The sequence below is a fragment of the Novosphingobium silvae genome (assembly GCF_009856825.1).
Lineage (GTDB): Bacteria > Pseudomonadota > Alphaproteobacteria > Sphingomonadales > Sphingomonadaceae > Novosphingobium > Novosphingobium silvae.
In genome coordinates this window covers 473,650-497,045 of record NZ_WVTD01000001.1, presented here as the reverse complement: position 1 = coordinate 497,045, position 23,396 = coordinate 473,650, and the positions used below count along the sequence as shown (strand labels likewise).

18 protein-coding genes are annotated in these 23,396 nt (G+C 68.2%); 11 read left to right on the top strand and 7 right to left on the bottom strand.

Going from position 1 to position 23,396, the window contains the following annotated elements; genetic code table 11:
- Window positions 1-8 precede the first annotated feature (8 nt).
- The 11 genes from GR702_RS02400 to GR702_RS02350 all read left to right on the top strand — a co-directional run bounded on the left by GR702_RS02400 (window position 9) and on the right by GR702_RS02350 (window position 7,271).
- Window positions 9-593: a Maf family protein gene (locus tag GR702_RS02400; protein WP_160984327.1), complete on the top strand. Its 585-nt coding sequence runs from the start codon at window positions 9-11 to the stop codon at window positions 591-593.
- Window positions 590-1,447, top strand: coding sequence for a shikimate dehydrogenase (locus GR702_RS02395; RefSeq protein ID WP_160984326.1), 858 nt, complete (start codon window positions 590-592; stop codon window positions 1,445-1,447). Before GR702_RS02400 ends, GR702_RS02395 begins: the two co-directional genes overlap by 4 nt.
- Window positions 1,444-2,031 (top strand): dephospho-CoA kinase, encoded by a 588-nt coding sequence (gene coaE / locus GR702_RS02390; RefSeq protein WP_160984325.1) that lies wholly within the window; start codon window positions 1,444-1,446, stop codon window positions 2,029-2,031. The genes GR702_RS02395 and coaE overlap by 4 nt, the downstream gene beginning before the upstream one ends.
- A gap of 50 nt (window positions 2,032-2,081) precedes the next feature.
- Window positions 2,082-2,765: a DNA polymerase III subunit epsilon gene (gene dnaQ, locus GR702_RS02385; RefSeq protein WP_160984324.1), complete on the top strand. Its 684-nt coding sequence runs from the start codon at window positions 2,082-2,084 to the stop codon at window positions 2,763-2,765.
- 24 nt (window positions 2,766-2,789) lie between these two features.
- Window positions 2,790-3,359: a ribosome hibernation-promoting factor, HPF/YfiA family gene (gene hpf, locus GR702_RS02380; protein ID WP_160984323.1), complete on the top strand. Its 570-nt coding sequence runs from the start codon at window positions 2,790-2,792 to the stop codon at window positions 3,357-3,359.
- 150 nt (window positions 3,360-3,509) lie between these two features.
- Window positions 3,510-3,971, top strand: coding sequence for a PTS sugar transporter subunit IIA (locus GR702_RS02375; RefSeq protein ID WP_160984322.1), 462 nt, complete (start codon window positions 3,510-3,512; stop codon window positions 3,969-3,971).
- Window positions 3,961-4,458, top strand: a complete 498-nt coding sequence (locus tag GR702_RS02370) for a PaaI family thioesterase (protein WP_160984321.1) — start codon at window positions 3,961-3,963, stop codon at window positions 4,456-4,458. The genes GR702_RS02375 and GR702_RS02370 overlap by 11 nt, the downstream gene beginning before the upstream one ends.
- A 4-nt stretch (window positions 4,459-4,462) precedes the next feature.
- A complete protein-coding gene (locus GR702_RS02365; RefSeq protein ID WP_160984320.1) occupies window positions 4,463-4,804 on the top strand; it encodes a DUF1491 family protein in 342 nt (113 codons plus the stop codon).
- Between the two features lie 183 nt (window positions 4,805-4,987).
- Window positions 4,988-5,632 (top strand): cell wall hydrolase, encoded by a 645-nt coding sequence (locus GR702_RS02360; RefSeq protein ID WP_160984319.1) that lies wholly within the window; start codon window positions 4,988-4,990, stop codon window positions 5,630-5,632.
- A 295-nt stretch (window positions 5,633-5,927) separates the two neighbouring features.
- Window positions 5,928-6,698 (top strand): LuxR C-terminal-related transcriptional regulator, encoded by a 771-nt coding sequence (locus GR702_RS02355; protein WP_237449499.1) that lies wholly within the window; start codon window positions 5,928-5,930, stop codon window positions 6,696-6,698.
- A 339-nt stretch (window positions 6,699-7,037) separates the two neighbouring features.
- Entirely contained in the window at window positions 7,038-7,271 is a 234-nt protein-coding gene (locus GR702_RS02350) for a response regulator transcription factor (RefSeq protein ID WP_160984318.1), read from the top strand.
- Between the two features lie 41 nt (window positions 7,272-7,312).
- On the opposite strand, the gene GR702_RS02345 is transcribed toward GR702_RS02350, so the two are convergent.
- The 7 genes from GR702_RS02345 to GR702_RS02315 form a co-directional block, all read right to left on the bottom strand.
- Window positions 7,313-7,993 (bottom strand): 4'-phosphopantetheinyl transferase superfamily protein, encoded by a 681-nt coding sequence (locus tag GR702_RS02345; RefSeq protein WP_160984317.1) that lies wholly within the window; start codon window positions 7,991-7,993, stop codon window positions 7,313-7,315.
- A 13-nt stretch (window positions 7,994-8,006) separates the two neighbouring features.
- Window positions 8,007-8,996, bottom strand: coding sequence for a glycosyltransferase family 2 protein (locus GR702_RS02340; protein ID WP_337192504.1), 990 nt, complete (start codon window positions 8,994-8,996; stop codon window positions 8,007-8,009).
- Window positions 8,993-15,493 carry a type I polyketide synthase gene (locus GR702_RS02335; protein ID WP_160984315.1) on the bottom strand — a complete coding sequence of 2,167 codons (6,501 nt, stop codon included), beginning with the start codon at window positions 15,491-15,493 and terminating at the stop codon, window positions 8,993-8,995. The genes GR702_RS02340 and GR702_RS02335 overlap by 4 nt, the downstream gene beginning before the upstream one ends.
- 3 nt (window positions 15,494-15,496) lie before the next feature.
- Window positions 15,497-20,218: a MupA/Atu3671 family FMN-dependent luciferase-like monooxygenase gene (locus tag GR702_RS02330; protein ID WP_160984314.1), complete on the bottom strand. Its 4,722-nt coding sequence runs from the start codon at window positions 20,216-20,218 to the stop codon at window positions 15,497-15,499.
- A gap of 126 nt (window positions 20,219-20,344) precedes the next feature.
- Window positions 20,345-21,265, bottom strand: coding sequence for a glycosyltransferase family 2 protein (locus GR702_RS02325; RefSeq protein WP_160984313.1), 921 nt, complete (start codon window positions 21,263-21,265; stop codon window positions 20,345-20,347).
- Entirely contained in the window at window positions 21,262-22,476 is a 1,215-nt protein-coding gene (locus GR702_RS02320; RefSeq protein WP_160984312.1) for a glycosyltransferase family 2 protein, read from the bottom strand. The genes GR702_RS02325 and GR702_RS02320 overlap by 4 nt, the downstream gene beginning before the upstream one ends.
- The gene (locus tag GR702_RS02315) at window positions 22,476-23,339 is read right to left on the bottom strand and encodes a 2OG-Fe(II) oxygenase (protein WP_160984311.1); all 864 of its coding nucleotides are present in this window, start codon (window positions 23,337-23,339) and stop codon (window positions 22,476-22,478) included. Before GR702_RS02315 ends, GR702_RS02320 begins: the two co-directional genes overlap by 1 nt.
- Between the last annotated feature and the right edge of the window lie 57 nt (window positions 23,340-23,396).

Below are 23,396 nucleotides of genomic sequence, written 5' to 3'. Positions count from 1 at the left end.
AAGAGCCCATGATCGTCCTTGCTTCCAAAAGCGCCTCGCGGCGCGCCATGCTCGAAGGGGCCGGCATCGCTTTCGAGAGCCGCCCGGCCGACGTGGACGAGCGCGCCATCGAGGCCGGGCTTGGCGACGCCTCTCCCGCCGCTGCCGCGCTCGCGCTGGCAGTCGCCAAGGCGGAGCATGTTTCACGTGGAACACCCGAAGCGCTGGTGCTCGGCAGCGATTCGCTCGTTTCATGCGGTGGGCGTCGCTTCGACAAGCCGGAGAGCCGCGCCGATGCGGCCGCCCACCTCGCCTTCTTCTCGGGCAAGATCATGGAACTCCACAGCGCCGCCGCCCTCGTGCGGAACGGCGAAGTGGTCTGGGTCGAAGCGGCACGCGCCGATCTCCACGTGGCGCAGCTTTCGCCGGATTTCATCGACCGCTATCTTGATGCCGAGTGGCCGCAGATCGCGGCTTGCGTAGGATGCTTCCGCATCGAGGCGCGCGGCGTCCAGCTGTTCGAGCGGATCGAGGGCGACTATTTCACGATCCTCGGCATGCCGCTGCTCAAGGTGCAGGCGGCATTGCGCAAGCTGGGAGTGCTGGAAACGTGAGCGTGCCTTATGCCGAAGTGATCGGCGACCCCATCGCACAATCGAAATCGCCCGCGATCCATGGCTTCTGGCTTTCCGAACTGGACATGGAAGGTCGCTACGATCCGTGCCTGGTGCGGCTCGACGAGCTGGGTGGCTATCTGGAACAGCGCCGCGCCGACCCGAACTGGCGCGGCTGCAACGTGACGATGCCGCACAAGCTGACGATCGTTCCCCTGCTCGACCGGCTCGATACACTGGCAGCACGGATCGGCGCGGTGAACACCGTGGTGCGGGAAGCAGACGGCACACTGACCGGCTACAACACCGATGCGCCCGGCTTCCTGGAACCGGTGCGGGCAGAGATCGAAAAGGTCCACCTGTTCCGCATGGCACGCGTGCTGGGTACCGGCGGCGCCGCGCGCGCGATCCTGGCCGCGCTTGCCGACGCCAAGTTCGTCATCGTTCTGGCCGGACGCGATCCGGCGAAGGCGCGCGCCATGCTCGACGAACTGGCGCCCGGCGGAGAGCATCATGCCATCGCTCTCGATCACTTCGCGCAACCGACGGACTTCGCCTTCGACGACAGGGAGCACTGCCTCGACCTGATCGTCAACGCCAGCCCGCTCGGCATGGACGGGCAGCCGCCCCTGCCCTTCGACTTCAGCCACGCGCCGCCGCGCAGCGTCGTCTACGACATCGTCACCAGCCCGCTCGACACCGCGTTCCTCCAGCGCGCGCGCGCCGCAGGTTTCGAGACGGTGGACGGGCTTTCGATGCTCATCGGGCAGGCGGACATCGCCTTCACCCACTTCTTCGGCGCCCGCCCTCCCCGCGCGCGCGATGCGGCTTTGCGCGAACGGATCATGGGATGAAGATCCTCGGCCTCACCGGATCGATCGGCATGGGCAAGTCCACCGTCGCCGCGATGCTGCGCGACATGGGGGTGCCGGTCTTCGATGCGGATGCGGCCGTCCACGAACTGCAGGGGCCGCGCGGCGCTCTTGTGCCCTCGATCGAAGCGGCGTTTCCCGGAACGACGGGACCGGACGGCGTCGACCGGGCAAGGCTTGGCGCTGCGGTTTTCGCGGACAAGGCGGCGCTGGAGCGGCTGGAGCGGATCGTCCATCCCGCCGTCGCGGCGATGCGCGGCGATTTCCTGCGCGACAATGCAGGGGCGCCGCTGGTCGTCTTCGACATACCGCTCCTCTATGAGAAAGGCGGCGACAAGGGCCTCGACGCGGTTGCCGTCGTGTCCGCCCCGGCCGAGCAGCAGCGCGAACGGGTGCTGGCAAGGCCCGGCATGACGGCGGAAAAGTTCGATCGCATCCTGGCCCTTCAGGTCCCCGACGCTCAGAAGCGCGCGCGCGCCGATCATGTGATCGACACCGGTGTCTCGCTCGAGGGGACGCGCGAACAGGTGGCCGGTATCGTGCGGGCGCTGACCCGAGCGGATTAATAGACGGCAAACCCTTGCGCTCCCCCCCTCCTAGGCAGATATGGAGAGGGATGAGAGAGATCATCTTCGATACCGAAACGACTGGCTTTGACCCCAGGAACGGGGACCGCATGGTGGAGATCGGCTGCATCGAGATGGTCAACCGGGTGGCCACGGGCCGCACTTTCCACGCCTATTTCAATCCCGAGCGCGCGATGCCCGCCGAGGCGGAAGCAGTGCACGGCCTGTCCGACGCCTTCCTGGCGGACAAACCGCTGTTTTCCGCCCTGGCGCAGGACTTCCTCGACTTCATCGGTGACAGCCCGATGATCGCGCACAACGCCTCGTTCGACTTCAACTTCATCAATTGCGAACTGCAGTCCTGCGGCCATCCCGAGGTGGAAATGCACCGCATGGTCGATACGGTCGCCCTCGCCCGCGTGCGTCATCCGGGCGCCAAGCTCACGCTCGATGCCTTGTGCTCGCGCTACGGGATCGACCGCAGCCATCGCACCAAGCACGGCGCCCTGCTCGACGCCGAATTGCTCGCCCAAGTCTATGTGGAACTGCGTGGCGGCCGTCAGATCGGCCTCGAACTTGTCGCAGAAAACACTGAGATCGTGACGGAAATCAAGGTCCTCAGCACGAAGAACCGTATTTTCCGTCAGCCGCGCCCCCACGCGGCCACCGTGGAGGAACTTGCTGCCCACGCAGCGTTTCTCAAGTCGGTCGATACCCCTCTCTGGGGTGCCTGAACTCTAATAAAGGAGAATACGCCCATGGATATCCGCGTCTCCGGTCACCAGGTCGAAACTGGCGAGGCCCTGCAGGCCCACGCCAACGAGCGGCTCACGGCGATCATCGAGAAGTATTTCAACAGGGCGCTGTCCTCGCAGGTCACTTTCAGCAAGGCGCCGGCTGGTGCCTTTCGCTGCGACATCGTCATGCACGTGATGCAGAACCTGGTGCTGAAGGGCACTGGCAGCGCGCAGGACGCCCATGTCTCCTTCGACCAGTCCGCCGAGAAGATCGACAAGCAGCTGCGCCGCTACAAGCGCCGCCTCAAGGATCGCCACGAGCAGGCCGCGCACAGCGCCGCCGTCGAGGAAGCGGCATACATCATCTTCGAGGAATCGCAGGCCAACGACGACGATGAACCCGAAGTCGATGCTCCGGTCGTCATTGCCGAGACGCGCGTCGACGTTCCCGAGGCGACCGTTTCTGATGCGGTGATGATGCTCGACTTGCGCAATACTACGGCGCTTCTTTTCAAAAACGCTGGCACCGGTCGCCACAATATGGTCTACCGCCGTGGAGACGGGTCGATCGGGTGGGTCGAACCGCACTGATCGACGGCCCTTGGTTGACGTCCCGGGCCAAAGGCCACACGGGCGTTGCCGCTTCCGGACTTCGCTGAAAGGAAGAAAACCCCCGGTTTCGCCGGGGGTTTGGGGTATGCAGCACTTGGAAACCGGTCGAACTCTAGTATCAGAAAAGAAATGAGCGGGCTTTTTGCACTGTTGCCCGAGGCCGTCATCACGGTCGACGCGGACAGCAAGGACATCATTCTGGACAGGCTCGCGGGCCTGTTCGCCAAGGTCTATGGCCTCGATCCCGCCGCCGTTCTGGCGCGCGTGGCCGAGCGCGAGCAGCTGGGCAGCACCGGATTCGGCCGCCGCATCGCGATCCCCCACGCCCGCCTTCCCGGCCTCACGCGGCCGGTCGCCGCGTTCATGCGGCTCGATTCGCCGGTGGACTTCGATGCGGCCGATGGCATGCCGGTCGATCTTGTCTTCGGCCTGCTTTCTCCCGAGGGCGCAGGCGCGACGCATCTTCACGCCCTCGCCGCGATCTCGCGCATGATGCGCGACGAACGCATGCGCGACGCGCTCCTCGCCGCGCCGGGGACGGAGGCCATCTACGCGCTTCTCAGCAATGTCATCGACCGCGATGCCGCATGACCTGACAGCGGGGCCGGAGAGTGCCGGCTCGCACGGTGCGGCCCTGCACTGGCGCGCGCTCGAAGGGCTCTATGCCTCGGCCCCGATCAACCACTTGTTCCGCTCCTCGCTCGAGATCACCGGAGAGGGGCAGTCGCGCATCACTTTCACGGTGGAGCCGGACTGCTTCCATGCGGCGGGCGCGGCGCATGGCACGATATACTTCAAAATGCTGGACGATGCGGCCTTCTATGCCGCCAACACCCACGTCACCGATCGTTTCCTGCTGACGACATCGTTCAACATGCACCTCAGCAAGCCGATCCGCGGCGGGCGCATCGTCGCCGAAGGCCGCTGGGTGAGCGGCAGGCGGCGGGTGCTGGTGGCCGAATCCTGGCTGCTGGACGAGGACGGGGACGAGTGCGGACGCGGCACCGGCACGTTCATGCGCTCGCGCATCGCGCTGTCCGGCCTGCCGGGCTACTCCGTCCTTCCGCCCAAGGCCTGAAGGAATGGACGCACGCCTTCCCGCGCACCTCGAAGTTTCCGGACTGATTCGCCGCGTCAATGCCGAAGGCGGCTTCGCGGCAGTGCTTGCGAAAGGCGAACGCGACGCCGGGACGATCCTTGCGGTGCTGACGCACAACGGTGCGTCCGGCCGGATCTACGAGCGCATGCCCGATCTCGACGGCGCGCGGAAGTGGCGCTGCACCCGCCGACACGACGCTGAAAAGCCGGATGAATTCCAATCGTACCTGGACCGGCGGCGTGCACAGGATCCCGACATGTGGATCGTGGAACTCGACAGCGCGGACGCGGAACGCTTCATCGGTGTCGAACCCGACAAAGGTTGACTTGCACGGCGTGCAAGGTAAGTGCGCCTTCGCAAGCGCGAAAGCGGCATGGGTGGCACTGCGGTCGCCCGGCTAGCACGCAGACGGGGAATCGTCGGCAGGCTCGTACGGAAACTGAACGTCCTTCGCGGGCATTCCGTTCCAGCCTGTGTCGGACCGGTTCACCGCCCTTGATATGATTACATGCGAAGCAAGGTTGAGTGGGCAAGCGCGATGGCGCTCGCCGCGACGGTACTGACCGCCCTTTTGAGCGCCCAGGGTTCGGGCGCGGCCGCATCGGACCTCATTCCGATCCTCACCAATCCGGTGGCCGAAACGAAACCCGCCGTCACGTTCGAGAACCACCCCGTGGTTCAGTCGCTGCCCACCGTCGAGCGCGCGCAACCGGCCGATGCGGTGGACGCCGATGGGGATGCCGACACGCTTCCCGAACTGGTGTCGCAGCAGGCCATGCCCGATCAACTGTCGAGCGAAATGCGCTGCCTGGCTGGCGCGATCTACTTCGAGGCGCGCGGCGAGACGCTGGAAGGCCAGCTTGCGGTGGGCCGGGTGATCGTCAACCGTGCGAACTCGGGCCGCTTTCCAAGCAGCTACTGCGGCGTCGTCTACCAGCCTTCGCAATTCTCCTTCGTGCGCGGCCGCTCGATGCCGTCGGTGCGCGAGAACTCCGATGACTGGCGCGAAGCCGTCGCGGTCGCGCAGATCGCCAGCGAAGGCCGCTGGCACAGCCCTGCCCGGGGCGCGCTGTTCTTCCATGCCACCCGCGTCTCGCCCAAGTGGCGGCTGACCCGTCTGGCACGCGTCGATAACCACGTCTTCTATCGCTGAACCAACCGATCCGGCGCGCCCTCCGTCGCGGGCGCGCCGCTGCCGCCGGGCGCCCGCTCCGCCCCCGTGCGCTATCTTGCGTGTCCGCTGCTCCAGATTTCCCAAAGCACGCATAATGTAATGCCGATGCTGGACAGTGCTGCGGCACCGTATTCGCGTATCCAACGGACCGTTTCGAAGGGCGGTTGTGCCGGGAAGGCCGGAACACAACGTCAACTTACATCAAAAGATGTCTGTGAAATTCCGCAAAATACCAATGGGTTTTACGGCATTGTCAAAATTTTCACCATGACACATGTTGAAGGCCCTGCCGCATGGCAACCGGAGAGAAGGCCTGATCACCGACATGCCGGCATCGATTTCAGTCGCCATCAGAAGTTCGATCATTCGCGAGGGATTGCGCCGCATCCTCTCCGATTCCCTGTTCGATGTCAGTGAATCGGTCTCCAGCCTTGAGGAACTGCAGCTGGCGGAACATTCCGGCGGCGAACAGCATCTTCTGGTCGTGGAGCGCGACCTGCTGCGCCCGCCGCTGAGCGCCGATCTCGAAGCCCTCGCCTCCGAGCATCCCGGCGTGCGGGTGGTCGTGCTCACCAGCGCCTTCACTTTCGACGAGATGATCGCGGCCTACTCGGCAGGGGTCTATGCCTACTTTCCCGACGATGTGCCCTACATGTCGCTCGTTGCCGTGCTGCAGATGGTCTCAAACGGGCAGAAGGTGGCCTCGCACGAGGCGGTGAACTACCTCGTCAGCCTGCCCTCGGCCTCGCTCCGCACGGTCGATTCGGCCAGCGCCAGTCTCTTCAACTTCCGCGAGCGCGAATTGCGCGTGCTCGAGTTCCTGGCCCTTGGACAACCGAACAAGGCGATCTCGCGCGAACTGGGCATCAACGAATCCTCGGTGAAGGCCGCGGTCAAGGCGATCCTGCGCAAGCTGGGGGTGGAGAACCGCACCCAGGCGGCGGTGATGGCGCGCGAGCTGATCAGCCAGCGGCGCCCTCCTACCGGCAAGACGCAGCATGACAGCGCGCGCGCCTCTTCTCAGGCGTCGGTGGCAGCGGACTGAACCGCCCTGCCTTTCCGGCTTGATGCCGGCAGTCCCAAAACTGTAAAGCAATGATCCCGTCCTAGAAAGGACGGGTGAGCTAATCCGTCTGTAATGTGGGGCTTTCGAAACAGTTCGTTACAGAAAACATCATTAACATAGGGTGATTTTCATGGGCGTTACGAACACCGTTAGATTCGCATATACAGAGTTTTCGGAATCCCATTTTAGTGCACCAGTTTACCCAAGTTGGCAGTCTTATAGGTAGAATCCCCAAAATTTCGCGTGACTCTCGCATGGGGTGATGCGACATTCAATTTATGGGGTTAACTTACTCCATTTTGGTAAAGGGGGAGTTCAATGTATCGAGTTGGGGTAAATGAGAACGTCCAGCTGACATCTCGGGAACTCGATGTACTTCAGTACGTCGCGATGGGAAGGTCGGCTAAGGAAACGGCTATTGAACTCAATATTGCACCATGCACGGTCGAGCGGCACGTCGAGAACGTGCGGCTGAAGACCAGGACACGCAATCGCGCGCACATGATTGCCTATGTCATTCGTGAAGGGCTGCTGCAGCCTGCCACCACCTGAACACGCAGCAGATCCGTTCTCGTACAAGATTCCTTACGTTACTACCGGCCCCTCCGGGCCCAAGCCGCCAACAGGCCGCCCTTCGGGTTCAGCACCTCACTTTCGACGACCTCCTGTTCGATGAGAACGCTTCGGATGCCGCATCCCACGCCGCATTCGTATGATGCAGGGGAAATCGTCAGCCCTTTGCCAAGGGCTTTCGAGCACGCCTCCTTCCTGACCCAGACCGTCAGGAACGCCGGGCCTGCCTCCTCCGGAGAAATACCCGCCAGTTGCGCGATCTCGCGCCGGGTATAGTACATCGACGCCAGCCCCGCCGCGTCCGCGATCGGCTGCACCACTTCCAGATCGACGCCGATTTCCCTTGCCCCGTCCACGCCCACCAGCGCGAAGTCGCCGCTGTAGCTCAGGCTGCAGTGGACAGCGGGCGCATCCACGAGCACCGGCTTGCCGTGCTCGCCCGGCAGGTAGGTCTGTGCGGCAGCAGGGATGCCGGTGATCGTTTCCACAAGCAGCCTGAGCGCGCAGTGCGCGGCCTGGTAGCGATGGCGCAGCGCCGCGTGGGCGAAGCGCTCGGCACGCTCGTGCTCGGCCGCGCTCAGGCATTGAAGCAGTGCAGGGCGGGGCTGGTGCCCGGTTTCGATCAGCCAGAGCGGGAAGGGCGCCGGGATGCGCTCCGCCGTCTCAAGCTCGCCCAAGGCTGCGTCGGCAAGGGTCTGCACCGCGCCCGGCCCGTCAGGCGCGGCCCGACACAAGCAGGCTGTGGCGAAGGAAATCGCTCAGCAGCCGGGGCGGATCGGAGCGGGGCGCACGGCGCAGCGCCTGTTTGCCAAGGTGGAAGGCATGCCCGCAGATCCACGCAAGGTCCGCCGCCAGCGCATAGCCGCGCCCGTGGTTCTTGCGGAAGTAGCGCGCGCGCGAATCGAACCAGTAGCGCGGGACGCGCCGGCGCGCCGCATCGGCGCCGGTGACGCCGGTGCTTTGCCCGGCGATGTGCAGCACGACAGCCTGGGGAACGTACCAAGTTTCCCAGCCCCGCTTTCGGGCGGCACGGCAGAAGTCGGTCTCCTCGTAGTAGAGGAAATAGCCTTCATCGAAGCGCAGCCCTTGTTCCAGCACTTCGCGGCGCACGGCCATGCTGGCGCCCGAGACCCAGTCGGCGCGGGCAGCCTCGGCGCCCATGGTGCGCAACGTGGAATGGCGGGACAGCAGCCGCGAGGCCGGGGCCCAGCGCAGCGCGCGCTCCAGTTCGCCAAGGACGGTCGGGAAGCGGAAGGCATGCGGCCAGGGCGTTCCGTCGCCAAGCAGCAGGGCGGTGCCGGCGATCCCGGCGGCGGGATGGGCATGCAGGAAGCCGGCGAGCTGCGCCGCCGCGCCGGGCATGACGCGGGTGTCGGGGTTGAGCAGCCAGACCGCGCGGGCGTCACTCTCCCGGTCGAGGGCGTGGGCGATCCCGAGGTTGCAACCGGCTCCGAACCCGCCGTTGACAGGCGAGGGGATCAGGCGCGCCCAGTCCCATCCCTCGCGCAGGATCGCCGCTTCGATGATGGCTGCCGATCCGTCCTGCGACGCGTTATCGACGACGATCGCCCGAAGGCTTGCGCCGCGCCCCCGCTCGGCGGCGAGGCTGGCCAGGCAACCGACCACCAGCGGACCTGTGCGGTAGTTGACGATCACGACGTCGAGGGGGAAGTGCGGCGCGGTAGCCGGATGCTGGTCGCTCACTCCGCCGCCTCCACCAGCACAGCGAGCGCATCGTCGTCGTTCCCGCCCGCAGCGCCGTGCCATGCGCCATGTTCGGCGATCGCCTCGTCGAGCGCGGCCTGGAACAGCGGGGCCAAAGTATCGACGTGCGGTTCCTGCAGGTTGCTGCTGTGGCCACCCGGCACGTCGAGGATCACGATGTCCTCGCGCACCCGCTTGCCCCAGCCCAGCGCAAAGTCGCGGTAGACCATGCGATAGGGCGTGTCGTCGGTGATGCCGGTATCGTCGGCCGCCTTGAACAGCGCCACGCTGGCCGAGTGGAGGATGCCCATCGGCCGGTGTTCCTTGTGGGCGACCTCGTAGAGCTTGAGGAACGGGATCGCCGGTTCCTCGCCGTTCGCCTGCGGGGCGGCATCGCCGGGCTGCTCGCCTGCGCGCAGGGCACGAACGGTTCGCCGGTCGCGCGCTTCGCGCAGCCGCGATTCGACTTCCCAGCGCGCCAGGTTCCAGGCCTTGCGGGCGAGGTCGGGCACCACCTGTGCGAGATCGCTCGATCCCAGCATCGCCGCCACCCGGGCGAGGCGCGCGCGCGATTCGCCGAAGCGGTGCTTGCGTGCCTCCACGTCGGCCGCGTCGATGATGCCGACGAACGCCACCTGCTGGCCTGCGCCCTGCAGCTGCTGCGCCATCTCGAAAGCGATGACGCCGCCCGCGCAAAGCCCGGCGAGAAGATAGGGCCCATGTGCCTGAACGGCGCGCATCTGCTGGATGTAGTGGCTTGCCATCTCGTCGATCCGAGTGTGGGCGTAGTTGCCGTCCGCCTTGCGCAGCGGCTCCAGTCCCAGGATCGGGCGCGCGGGATCGAGCCTCAGGGCAAGGCCGCGGTAGAGCAGCGTCTCGCCAAGGCCGTCATGCACGAAGAACAGCGGCGTGACCTGCGATCCCTTGCGGATGGTGACGACGCCCGAGGGCAGCTGCTCCCCGCCGGCGGCGGCGATGTCGGGCGCGCGTCCCTCGGGGTCGATCACGGCAGCGAGGTTTGCGACGGTGGGCTGGCCCAGCATCGTTGCGAGGGGCAGGGTCTTGCCCGTCTTGCGGCGCAGGCGGTTGGTGAACTGCACCGCCAGCAGCGAGTGCCCGCCAAGGTCGAAGAAGTTGTCGTGACGGCCCACCGCTTCCATTCCCAGGAGCTCGCACCAAAGGTCGGCGATGACCTGCTCGACCGGGGTTGCCGGCAGGTCCGCCGCTTCGCCTGCCGCCCCGCCACCCGCGCCGTCCCGCCGCACGGCGCGTGGTGGCGCGCGCAGGCGGGAAAGGACGCCGTCCAGTTCATAGGGCGAGATCACCGTGTGCGATCCGCTGCGGCCCGAGAGCAGGCGCGCGACGACCTCGACGCCTTCCTCGGGAAGGATACCTTCTGCCGCGGGGGCCCATCCATCGCCGCTCGTCGCGGCGGTGGCGGCCGGTGCTTCGGCAAGCGGTGCCGCCCGGGCAGAGAGCAGGGCCGCATCGGCCATGCGCATCATCGTGAACTCACGCACTTCGGCGAGGACCAGCCCGTCGGCATCGGTGATGGTGACGTTGAAGACCGCGGTGTGGCCGGTCTCGTCGCCCGAGACCAGGCGCACGTGGCTCCAGATGCGGGCGGGCAGCGGCGCGTAGGCCAGGAAGCGGCGGTAGGTGAACGGTGCATAGAACGCGCGCGAGGGGTCGCGGCCGGGGATCAGCGTTTGCGCACCTGCGGTCGCGAAGTCGAGCAGGGCGGGGTGAAGGCCGAAATCCGCCACTTCGCCATGGAACGCCTCGGGCAGGTCGAGCTGGAGCAGTGCTTCGGGGCCCTGTGCGTTGGCAAGGGCTTGCGAGACGGTGTTCCAGCGTGGGCCGAATGCCATCATCGGCTGGTCCTGCGCCCCGCAGCGTGCAGGCGCGCAGCGCTCGGCAATGGCGCCAAGGTCGAGCGAGGCGCGCAGTGGGGGGAGCGCGTGAGCGCGCACGAGCCCGTGGGCATGCTCGGTCCAACCGGCGGGCCCGGGCTGGACGGGGCGGCCGAGAAGCCGCACCCGCCAGCCCGCGCCTGCGCGCCTGCGCACATGGATGCGCAGTTCGCGCGCGGTACCGTCCGGGACCGCGAATGGCTTGAGGAACGTGAAGTCCGACAGCTCCAGCGGCCCTTCGCATACGAGCGCAACTGCTGCCCGGGACATCTCCAGCAGGGATGTCCCGGGCAGCAGCGCACCGGCATCGACGACGCGATGCTCATCGAGCACCCAATGCCGTTCGGGGGTTAGGATGCCGGTGACCACGAATTCATCATCGGAGATGGTGCAGACCCGCTCGAGGAAGGGGTGCGCCACCGTCTTCCCGGTGCCGAGGTCTTCGGGAAGAGCGCTCGCGCAGCCGTCGCGGCTGCCGAGCGAGGCGGCCATGCCGACTTCGGCCCACTGGCTCCATCCGACCGACTGCACGCGCGTCAGCGGATCGCCTCGCCGCGCCTGTGCATAGGCATCAAGGAAGGCATTGGCGGCCGCATAGTCCACCTGCCCCGCGATGCCCGCAAAGGCGCTGATGGAGGAGAACAGGAGCATGAACCGGGGCGAATGGCCGGCCAGCGCCGCTTCCAGCGCCAGCGTGCCTGCGACCTTGGGGCGCAGCACCGTTTCCACCGCAGCGCGAGTCCGCGTTTCGATGAGGCCGTCGTCCAGTGTGCCGGCGGCGTGGAACACCCCGTCGATGCGGCCAAGGCGCTCGCACGCGCGGCGAATGCCGCGTGCGAGTGCCCGCTCGTCCGCCACGTCGGCCTGCAGCAGCTCGATCTCGGCGCCTGCCGCCTCGAGCGCGAGGAGCCTGCGCACCTTCTCCTCGATGCCGAGCGCAAGCTCTCCGCGTGAGAGCATCTGGGCCCACTGGTCGCGCGGGGGCAGGGCGCTGCGCCCCACCAGGATCAGGCGTGCCTTCCAGCGGTGGGCGAGGTGGTCGGCGATGGCAAGGCCAAGGCCGCCGAGGCCTCCGGTGACAAGGTAGGTGCCGCGCTCCTCCAGCCATGTCTCCTCAGCCGGGGAGAGGGGCCCGCGCACGCCCTGGTAGCCGAGGCGCCAGCGCTCGCCCGCGCGCAGGGCCACGTCTCCGCCCACAGCGCCGCGCGCCTCGCGCCCCAGCGAGATCTCGTCGATCACCGCGTCCGCCTGCCGTGCCGTGAGGGTGGGGGAAGCAGCGGCCGAGGGGTCGATGTCGATGGCGCGCACTTCGATGCCGGGGTACTCCGCGCCAACCGTGCGCGCAGCGCCGAGCGCCGTGGCCTTGAGCGGAAGCAGGCCGGTCTCGCCCGCCACGCGCTGGGCGTTGTCGGTAACGAGGCCGAGGACGATCGCGTTCTCATCCGTCAGTGCGGCGAGTTCGGGAGAAAGCGCGATCAGGGCATGAAGCCCGAGATCCAGCACCGTCTGCTCGGCTAAAGCGGGCCTGCGGCGGGTGCCGGAACCGTTGGCGAGCCAGGCGTGGTAAACCTGCCCGGGCATCCGCGCAGTGGTGGCAAGCCGGGCGAACAGGCGCGCCCAGTCTTCGCGCCGGGTGGGTTGCAGGCAGAAGTGTTCGCCGCTTTCGCCGTAGCGGGCGGCGACGCTGACCGTCACCGTCGGCACGCCGCGATCGCGCAGGCGACGGGCGAGCGTCTCGCCAAAGCCGTCGCTGCCGCACAGCACCAGCGCCGGGCCGGTGGGTGGGGGTGCCGGGGGCAGGTTCTCGCGGCTCCAGACCGGCTCATGAGCCCAGTCCTCCAGCGCGAGGCGTGCATCGCTGTCGGCCTTTGTGCCCGCGTGGTGCAGCGTGGCGCCCGGTTCCACCCAGTGGCGCTGGCGATCGAAACGATAGGTGGGAAGCGGCAGGCGCAGGCGGCGCTCCTCCCCCCAGAAGGCCTGCCAGTCCGGATCGACGCCGAGCGCCCAGAGCTCTCCCAACGCTTCCAGCAGGCGCTGGTCGTCGGCTACGTCCTCCTGCGGGTGGCGCATGGAAGCGACGAGCGGCTGGGAAGGGCGCCGCGCCGGGTGCTGGCGGGCAAGGCTCGTCATGCTGCGCCCCGGTCCCACTTCGAGAAGCACCTGCTCGCCTTGTGCAAGCAGGCACTGCAATCCGTCGGTGTAGCGAACCGGTTCGCGCAAGTGGCGCACCCAGTATTCCGGATCGGTCGCCTCCGAGGCTTCCACCCACTTGCCCGTGAGATTGGAAGCGAAAGGGATCTGCGGCGGGCTGAAGGTCAGGCTGCGCAGCAGGGCGCGGAATTCCGGCAGGATCGGGTCGAGCATGGCAGAGTGCGCGGCGACCTCGATCGGGATCGCCTGCGCCTCGATCTCCTTCGCGCGCAGCTGGGCGAGGAAGCTCTCGATCGCCTGCGCAGCGCCGGAAACCACGCAAAGGCCGGGCGCATTGATCGTGGCGATGGAAAGCTGGGGGGGAAGCAGCGGGGCAAGCTCCGCCTCCGACAGGGGCACGCTGATCATGCCGCCGCTTGCCGTCGTCTCGAACAGGCGGCCGCGCGCGTGGACGATGCGAAGACCGGTTTCCAGGTCGATCACGCCCGCGATGTGGGCTGCGGCATATTCCCCGCAGCTGTGGCCGATCATGGCCGTGGGAACGATGCCGAGCGACATCCACAAGCGCGCCAGCGCCGTCTGCACCAGGAACAGCGCGGGCAGGGCGTTGGAGGGCCGCTCAAGCTGCGCGGCGGCCTCTACGCGCTCGCTCTCGGCGGGGAACAGCCAGCGCTTCAGTTCCGGCACGCCGATGCGTGCAAGAACGGCAAGGCCGCGGTCGATGTCGGCGCGGAAGGCGGGCTCGCTCTCGTAGAGGCCGTGCGCCATGTCGACATGCTGCAGCCCGCCACCGCAGAACTGGAAGGCGACCGGGCGGCCGGGGACCGCCGGCTGCCGGGCCGAGGCATGGCGGCTGGCAGCGGCGAGGGCACTGGCCGCGCCCTCTGCGTTCTGCGCCACGGCGAAGCGGCGCCAGGCAAGATGGCGGCGGCCCTGCGCGAGCGTGAAGGCGGCATCGGCCAGCCCGGTCCCGGCGTGAGTGGCGAAGTGGTCGGCAAGCGCGGCGGCGTTGGCGTCGGCCGCGGTTTCGCTGGCGCCGGACGTCACGAGGAGCTGGCGCCGCCGGCTTGGCCCGCCGGGGGCCCGCACGGGGGCTTCCTCCATGACGACGTGGGCATTGGTGCCGCCCACGCCCAGGGAGCTGACCCCGGCGCGACGGGGGCGTTCGTCGCGTCGGGGCCAGCGCGCGCTGGCGGCCTGCACCCGGAAGGGGCCGGCATCCAGTGCGCATTCGGGATTGGGAGCGGTGAAGTGGGGAACCGGCGGCAGCTCTTCGTGGCGAAGGGCGAGCGCCACCTTGATGATGCCCGCCGCGCCCGCTGCGGTATCGGTATGGCCGATGTTCGCCTTGACCGAGCCGAGCCCGCAAGGCGCGTCGCGGGGGCCGCCTTGCGCGAAAGCCTGCCGGAGCGCGGCGACCTCGATGGGATCGCCGATGGGGGTGCCGGTGCCGTGCGCCTCGACATAGTCGATGCCCGAGGGATCAACGCCCGAGACGGCAAGCGCCTCGGCGATCACCGCGGCCTGCCCGTCGACGCTCGGGGCCAGATAGCCCACCTTGCCGCTGCCGTCGTTGTTGATCGCGGAACCCCGGATCACCGCATGGATGTGGTCGCCGCTCGCGATCGCGTCCTCGAGCCGCCGCAGCGCCACGACGGCGACGCCGCTGCCGAACACGGTGCCTTTCGACTGCGCATCGAAGGGGCGGCAGTGCCCGTCTGGCGAAAGGATCTCGCCTTCCTCGTACAGGTAGCCCTGGCGATGCGGCAGCTCGATCGAGGCGCCGCCCGCCAGCGCCATGTCGCACTCACCCGAAAGCAGGCTCTGGGCCGCCATGTGGATCGACACCAGCGAAGTGGAGCAGGCGGTCTGCACGTTGATGCTCGGCCCCTTGAGGTCGAGCAGGTAGGAGACGCGCGTGGTCAGGAAGTCCTTGTCGTTGCTGGTGTGGCGCAGCAGGAACAGGCCGACCTCGTCCACCAGCTTGCCGTTGGTGAGCAGGTTGTAGGGCATGTAGGCGTTGTGGCCAGATCCCGCGAAGACGCCGATGGGCCCCTCGAAGCCCGCGGGCGTGTGGCCTGCATCCTCCAGCGCTTCCCACGCGCATTCCAGGAAGTGCCGGTGCTGCGGATCCATGATCGACGCATCGCGCTTCGAAAGGCCGAACAGCGCAGGGTCGAAGCATTCCATATCCGCGAGAGGAGCGCCCCGCCGGACGTAGGCGGGGTTGCGCAGCAGGGCTGGCGGGACTCCGGCGGAGAGAAGCTCGTCTTCCGGAAAGGTCTCCACCGCCTCGCGCCCTTCGCGCAGCAGCTGCCAGAAGGTGTCGGGGCTGCGCACGCCGGCGAAGCGGCACGACATTCCGACGATGGCGATGGCGTTCTCCGTGCCGGGGAAGTTGTCCCCGTCGAACGATCCGATGGGCTCATGCATGGTTCAGACCCTCATCCCGGCGCGGGCCATGCTGCGGCGACGGTTCATGTCGCGGCGCATCTCGGCGCGGTTCTGGCCGCCGAGCGCGGCGGCGTTGCTGGTGCCATCGGCCGCGCTCGCACCCGAAAGGTGCGCACCGAGCGAGGCGATGGTGGGAAAGCGGAAGATGTCGGTCAGCTGGACCGGCTGTTCCAGTTCGGCGCAAAGGCGGCGGTGGACCTGGATCGCAAGCAGCGAGTGACCCCCGATGTCGAAGAAGTTGTCGGTCAGGCGCACTTGCCCCAGCTTCAGCAGGTCGCACCATATGCTGCGGATCTGCGCCTCGATCCCGTTGGCGGCGATGGCGGCCTCGGCCTCGAGGTTATCGACCACCACGGAGACCGGCTCGGGCAGCGCCTTGCGGTCGATCTTGCCGTTGGGCGTGCGGGGCAGCGCGTCGAGCAGCACGAAGTTGCCGGGCACCATGAAGTCGGGCAGGCTTTCGCGCAGGTACGTCCGCAGGTCTTCCACGGCAGGGGCATCGTCGCGGGGCGCAAGGTAGGCGACGAGGCGGGTGGCCGTGCCTTCCCGGCGGGGCACGACCACCGCTTCGGTGACACCGGGGTGCGCGGTCAGCGCGGCCTCGATCTCGCCCAGTTCGATGCGGTAGCCGCGGATCTTCACCTGGTGGTCGAGACGGCCGAGGAATTCGAGAGTTCCATCCGCGCGCTGGCGGGCAAGGTCGCCGGTGCGATAGGCCCGCTCGCCCGGGATAAAGGGATGGGCGGTGAAGCGCTCCGCCGTCAGTTCGGGCCGCGCGTGATAGCCGCGCACCACGCCCGCCCCGCCGATCACGAGCTCTCCCGGCGTTCCCTGCCGTACCGGCTGTCCGCGCCGGTCGAGGATGTAGATCTGCTGGTTGAGCAGCGGACGGCCGAGCGGAGGAGCCGTGTCGCTCGCGTCCAGCACGTGGACGGCGGACCACACGGTCGTCTCGGTGGGGCCGTACATGTTCATGACGCCGCCCTGGACAAGCCCCGTCATGTCCTGCGCCAGTTGCGGCGGGAAGGCCTCTCCTCCCACCATCAGGCGCTGGAGCCGCGCCAGCTGGGCGCGCGATGTATCGTCGGCGGCCAGCACCTGCAGCAGCGAGGGCGTGCACTGGAGGTGCGTGACGCCGTGCCGGGCCATGAGCGCGTGCAGCGGGCATTCCTGCGCCGTGGCGGCGCCCTGCGTCAGCTCGCGCAGGCGGGCGATGGCGGGCAGGTGCGCGATCACCGTGCGGGTATCCACCCCGAAGTCGACGAGGCAGCCGATCTCGTCCACGCCCAGCCCGGCAAGGCGCTCGACCAGCGCCACGTTGTCGTCCGGGGTGCCGAACAGGCCGCTGGTCTCGAAGTAGCGGTTGAAGGCATGCTCCAGCAGCGCATCGGTTTCCGCGCCGCTGAGATCGGAAAGCTCCAGCCGGTTGCCTGCGACCTCGACGGTGCCGTCCGCTCGCTTGAACGTGGGGAAGGACCAGGCGTATTCCTTCAGGAGATTGGTGGACGTGCGAAGGTACTCGATCAGCGGGCCGCGCACCGCCTTGCGCACCGCAGCCTCGCTGTCACCCAGGAAGGTGTGCAGCATGAGCGTGACGCGGCCTTCGCCGGCATGGCCCGCCTCGGCCCAGGCGGCGCGGTAGGCGGCGATCTTCGCGGCCACTTCCTCGATCGACTGGCCAAGAAGGTGGGTAAGCACGTTGGCGCCCGTGCGGCCCGCCTCGCGGAAGGTGGAGACACTGCCCGCAGAGGTGATCCAGCAGGGCAGTTCGGGCTGCACCGGGCGGGGGTAGGTCAGCACTTCCACGTCGTGGCCCAAGGGCCCGGGATAGCTGCGCGGCTGGCCTCTCCACAGGGCGCGCACGTCGTCGATGCAGCGCGCCAGCGTGGCAGGACGGTCGGCAAAGGCGGCGGGGTTCAGCACGAAGTCGTTGGGCTGCCAGCCCGAGGCGAAGGCGATGCCCACCCGCCCGTTCGAGATATTGTCCACCAGCGCCCATTCCTCGGCGATGCGCAAGGGGTGGTGGAGCGTTCCCACCACGCTGCCTGCGCGGATGGCGATACGCGAGGTCGTGGCGGCGATGGCGGCGGCGGTCACGGCCGGGTTGGGGTAGGGACCGCCGAAGTCGTGGAAGTGGCGCTCGGGCGTCCAGATCGCCTCGAAGCCGTTGGCATCGGCGAAGCGGGCGCCTTGCAGCAGCAGGTCGTATTGCTCGGCCGCGCTGCCGGCGTTGGAGCTGGCGAAGTAGAACAGGCTGAAACCGACGGGGCGGCTCGTTGCCGTGGCTGAGGCGACGTCGCCGCGCACCTCGCGCTCGCTGGCGATGACCACGTGGTAGCCGTGCATGAGCGGCCACATCAGCTCCAGCGTCGAGATGTCGAAGCTGAGGCTGGTCACCGCAAGCCAGGTCCCCTCCGGCTCGATGTGGCGGTCCATGCCGGCATAGAAGTTGAGGAGGGTATGGTGTTCGACCATGACGCCCTTGGGCAGCCCGGTGGAGCCCGATGTGTAGATCATGTAGGCAAGGTTCCCGCCTGCCACCGTCGCGCCGACGGGCGAGGCGGGCTGCCGGGCGAAGTCGGCCGCCATGGCATCGACAAGGAGGACCGGCGCCGCCGTCTGCGGCAGGTCGGCGGCAAGGCCGCTCTCGCTCAGGATCAGGGCAAGGCCGGAATCCGCGATCATGTGGGCGATGCGGTCTGCCGGATAAGAGGGGTCGAGCGGGACATAGGCGCCGCCCGCCTTGTGCACGCCGATCAGGCACGCGAGCATCTGGACCGAGCGCGAAAGATGAAGGCCGACCAGCACTTCGGGGCCGATCCCGCGCGCTGCCAGTTCATGGGCGATGCGGTTCGACAGCGCGTCCAGCTCCGCATAGCTGAGCGAGGTGCCCAGCGCGGTCACGGCGGTGTGCGCGGGCGTGCGTGCCGCCTGCTGGGTGAAGTGGTGGTACCATGCAGGGCCCGTCGGGACGGGGCCCGAAGTGGCGTTCCAGTCATGGAGCACGCGTTCGCGCTCGCGCTCATCCAGCATGGAAAGGGTGCCCACCGGCGCGGTCGGCGCGGCGATGGCGGCGGCGCAGAGGGCATCGAAGCCGCGCGCCAGGTCCTCGGCATCGACGCGGTCGATCCGTGCGGCATCGAAGCTCCAGCGCATCGCGCCGTCTTCAAGGCAGATCGCGAGGTCGAGCACCGCCTCGCCGGCGGGGATGGCGTCGCCCAGGCTCTCGACGAGGCGGACCCGGACGGGATGGCCGAATCCCACGCGGCCGCGCAGTTCGGGGCTGCGGGCGATGAGGTCGCCCGCGATGGCGACGTGGCGGTGAAGCCCGGCCACTTCGGCCTGAACCGCGTCGCGCAGCTGCGCGAAAGAGGCGGTGAAATCGACGTTCAGCCGCAGCGGAACTTCGGGAGCGAACCAGCCCGCCACATCGTCGAGCCGAGCCCGGCTCACCATGTCGGCATAGCCCACTTCCACGCTGTCGCGGTCCGCCGCGCGCGCCAGCCACAGCAACGTGGCGGCCAGCACTTCGGAGCGGTCGAGGCCGGCGGGCAGCGGCCGGTCGAAGGCGATGTCGAAAGCGGGGCGTTCCCCTTGCGCGCTGGCCGCGCCGGGGCGGAACTGGGGCAACTGCAGGCTTTCGCGAAGCTGCAGGCGCCGGCGCCACCATGCCTCATGACGACCCGCCGCAGCGTCGAGCGCGTCGAGCTGGCCGCGCAGGAAGGCGAGGGGGCCGGTGTCGAGGGAGGTGAAGCTGCCCGCCTCGATCAGGATCCGGGAAAGCTCGCCGCCGGAAAGTTCCGCGCCGTCGAGCGTGGCGAGGCTGTCGATCCTCAGGTCTGCATCGGCGGTCGCCACCACCGGGGTGGGGCCGGACAGCACCATCGTGCCGGGCGCCTGGCCCGATGCGCTCGCCAGCGGCGTCACCTGCCGCACCAGCAGCAGCCGATCGCCAAGGAGCGCCTTGGGCGCGCCCAGCGGGTTGGCATAGAGCCCGAAGTCGAGCGCGCGCACCATCGCGGCGATCTCTTCGGCGGGGCGGTTCCAGTCGATCGTGGCCGCGGCCGCAGGACGGCTGGCGCGGGTATACATCCTGTCGGGCGCACGTTCCTGGGGCCGCGCCTGCGCGATCGTGCCGTCGAGGTTCCGGATCATGGCCGCAAAGCAGCGCAGCCCGGCCTCGAAGCAGCGGGTGTTGAGCGAGAGCGCGGTTTCCTGCGCGGCGATCTCGAAATGCTCGCAGATCAGGACAGCGCCCTCGTCCACCGCTCCCGTCATCAGGTGCCAGGTCACGCCGTGGCTTTCGGCACCCTCGAGCAGGGCCCAGGCGGGCGTGTTCAGCCCGGCGCGCTCGGGCAAGGGACCGTCGTGGAAATTGATCGCCGCGCGCGAGGCGAGCGCGAGCACATCGGGACCGAGCACCGACAGGTTCGAGATGCTGAAGAGGTAGTCCACCGTACCAAGGCCGGCGGCCGGAAGGTCGCGCGGTTTCTCGTGCAGCGGCAACCCTGCGCGGCGTGCCCAGTCGGCGGCGGGGGAACCGGGGGCGGCGACGACGGCGACGATCTCGTGACCGTGATGAAGCAACAGCTTGCCGCACTCGGCAAGAAGTGTCTCGTTACCGATTATAACGGTTCGAAAAGGACGATGGTAGTTATTGTCCAGGTCGAGTGAAATAGCGGTAGGATTTTCTGTCGCCGTCATGCTTTGCCCCATGATCATGGACTTTTCAGTCCGGTGGCAAAGTATTTGAACGACGCTGCGATAGCTATCTTTCGAACACAGTCCCTATTTTTCGGGTGGTTCGTTTTCGTTTCGTAAGAGCAGGCGCTATTTGTACTCGATCAGCCGCGTCTTGCAGGCCTCGGGCCGTCTGGAGCGTGCATGGGCGCGGCGCCAGTAGTCGATCTGGCCCTGAAGATGCGGGACCTTGCCGATGGTCATCCATGTGGCCTGCAGCGCGTCCCGGCTGATCCGGATGCGCAGCCACAGGAAAGGCCAGAAGGGCCAGGCCAGCGGCATGCCCCAGACCACGTTGCTGACCACCTGGTGCCTCAGGACGCGGTTGTCGCCGCCGCGCATGGAGACGGCCTCTGCCGTGGCGTAGCCGCTGCGGCGGTTGCGCTGCCACCACTGCCCGAAGCGCGTCATCGCCGCGTCGTGGAGCGTCATGTCCCCCTCGATCCGGCGGATCAGCCAGCCTCGCCTGCGTATGCGGTGGCACAGCTCCGGCTCCTCGCCGGCGATCAGGCTCTCGTCGTAGCCCCTGACGGCCTTGAGCGCGGCGGCGCGGAACAGCGCGTCTCCGCCGACGGTGAGCGCCAGCCCTACGGGAGTGTTCCACTCGTCGTCGCAGAGCCGGTTGTAGGGGCTGGCGCCCGGATAGCGTTCGCGCCGCCGCCCGCATACGGCGGCCAGCCGGTGATCGGCGGCGAGGGCGGCCACGGCATGCTCGACCCACCCGGGGAAAAGCTCGCAGTCGCCATCGATGAAGTGGACGAAGGCCAGCAGCGGGTCGTCCCGCAGGAGCCACTGGAAACCGGCATTGCGCGCGCGCGCCGCCGTGAAGGGCAGGGCGGGGTCGAGTTCCACCACGGCCACCTGCCGCGAGCGTGCGAGCGCCACGCTGTCGTCGCTGGAGCCCGAATCCACGTAGATGGCCTTGTGACCGGTGGCGAGCACGCTGTCGATGCACGCGGCGAGCCGCGCGCCTTCGTTGCGGCCGATGATGACGAAACCTAGGTTCTTCATGGGAGACGTTCCGTGCGGGTCCATTCGCGTTCGCGGCGAGTCACGAACTGGAGGATGAGCGGCAGCTTCCACAGGAAGTAGCCGGGCAGGTCGGCAAGGTTGCGCCAGGGCAGCACGCCGCGCCCGTGCGTCCACCAGGCGCGGCCCACGCCGAGCAGGGCCGCGAGCTGCGCCGCCACCAGCACGCCGAAGGGAGCGCCCGCGCCGTCCAGCGCGAACACCACCACGCAGGCCGCCAGCGAGGTGAGCGCGAGCAGCACCGTTGGCGGTACTATCAGGTCCAGCGCCACCACGGCGAGCCGCCATCCCCCACGCCCCGGCCGGGACAGGGCACGGGCGAGCAGGCGCGGGACGTAGCGGGCGGCCGTCTGCATCATCCCGTGCTCCCACCGCCGCCGCTGGCTGCCGGTGCCCGCCACCGTGCTGGGCGCGCTGACCACGCGCGCGGCAGGCTCCACCACCACTCTTTCCCCGGCTAGCAGCAGGTCGAGTCCCATCTCCAGGTCCTCCACCAGGGAAGTGCCGGGCCACCGCATCGTCAGGAACAGCGCGCGCGGAAAGGCCATCCCCGATCCGTGTAGCAGGGCCGCTCCCGCAAGCCTGTCGAGCGCCTGCTGGCGCACCAGGTTCTTGATGAGGAAGGCGAAGCTTGAGATGCGCACGATGGGGCTCGGCGCGGTGGACCGCGCTTCTTTCTGCGGCTCGAACAGGAACACGGCCTGCACTGCGGCGTGCCGGTGCTCGGCCGTGGCGGCCAGCGCCGGGAGCGCACCCGGCCCGGGGTGGCAGTCCGCGTCGACGACGAGAACGGCACCGGGCCGCTCGCCGGGCGCAGGACGGTAGGCGGCGATGAACAGGCGTCCGAATTCCAGCGCGTGGCCTTTTCCCCGAATGGCGGGTTCGTGCCGCTCGATCACCGTCGCGCCAAGCGCGCGGGCACGCGCGGCGGTGTCGTCCGAGCAGTTGTCCGCCACCACGACCAGCTCGTCCGCAGCGCGCAGCTGCGCCAGGACGGCGCGGACCGAAGCCTCGATGCCGCTCGCTTCGTCATGGGCGGGCATGAGGACGATGAAAGGCGATGCCCGGACGGCGGCTCGCGTCGCCACGCGGCCGCTGCCCACGAGGCACTCCAGTGCCAGGGTCAGCAGGGGAACGCTGGTCGCCAGCGCGGTGCTCCAGGCAAGCATTGAGGGCAGGGCAATTGCCGGCATCACGGCCGCGCGGCAGACTGCTCGGCGACGAGCGGCGCGAGCGGCTCGCGGCCGCGCCGCTGGAGGATCGGCGGCATCCAGTCGGACTTGAGGTTCTGGAAGCGGATGCGCCAGTCCGTGCGGTCGGTGGTGCCGGGCCTGACGCGGAAGTCGGTGGTCCGCTCGATCTCGGGCAGCGGCGCGGCGATGGCGGTGTAGTAGTAGGTGGCAATCGAGCGGCGCGACCGGCCCTGCGGGCACGCGAGCGGCTCGGGGTGGCCGTGGAAGGTGTCGCGGTCGGTGCTGAAGATCACCGCGCGGCCAAGTTCGGGCAGGACCGAGCGGCGCGCCTGCTTCATGTCCTGGTCCCACAGTTCCAGCGCCCCGCCATAGTCCGGGTCCCAGTCCTCGTTGAGATAGATCAGCAGGTTGAGCCGCCGTTCCACTTTCATGCGGCCGTGGTGCGGGAAGTCGGCGTGGATGCCCAGGTGTCCGCCGCGCCGCGTCTCGTGAAGCCCGGCGCCCGAGTGATAGGGGTCCGCGATCAGCCCCCGGATGCCGGTCATCTCGCTGAGAAAGGCCAGGAACGCGCGCGAGTTCAGCTCGGCGAAGAGCATGCGGGTGTGGGCGCCGGTGCACTGGTCGGGACGGAACTGGAACTTCAGGCGTTCCTGGTCGCGATCGAAATAGTCGCGGCCCGTGCTGTCGGGGAACTCCGCGAGCACGCCGCGCAGGAACGCGGGATCGAGGAAATCGTCGATGACGACGTGCGGGAACGGGTCCGCCGCGCGATACTGGGCCGACTTCTCGGCGCCGGCCGCGCGACAGGCATCATGGTCGAAGCAATGGTAGCCGCCCAGATCGGTCAGGCCGAGAAATGCCATCAGGTCCTCCTGTCTTGCGCCGACGCGCAAGGGGCGCCCCCGTGCAGGGGCCGTTCG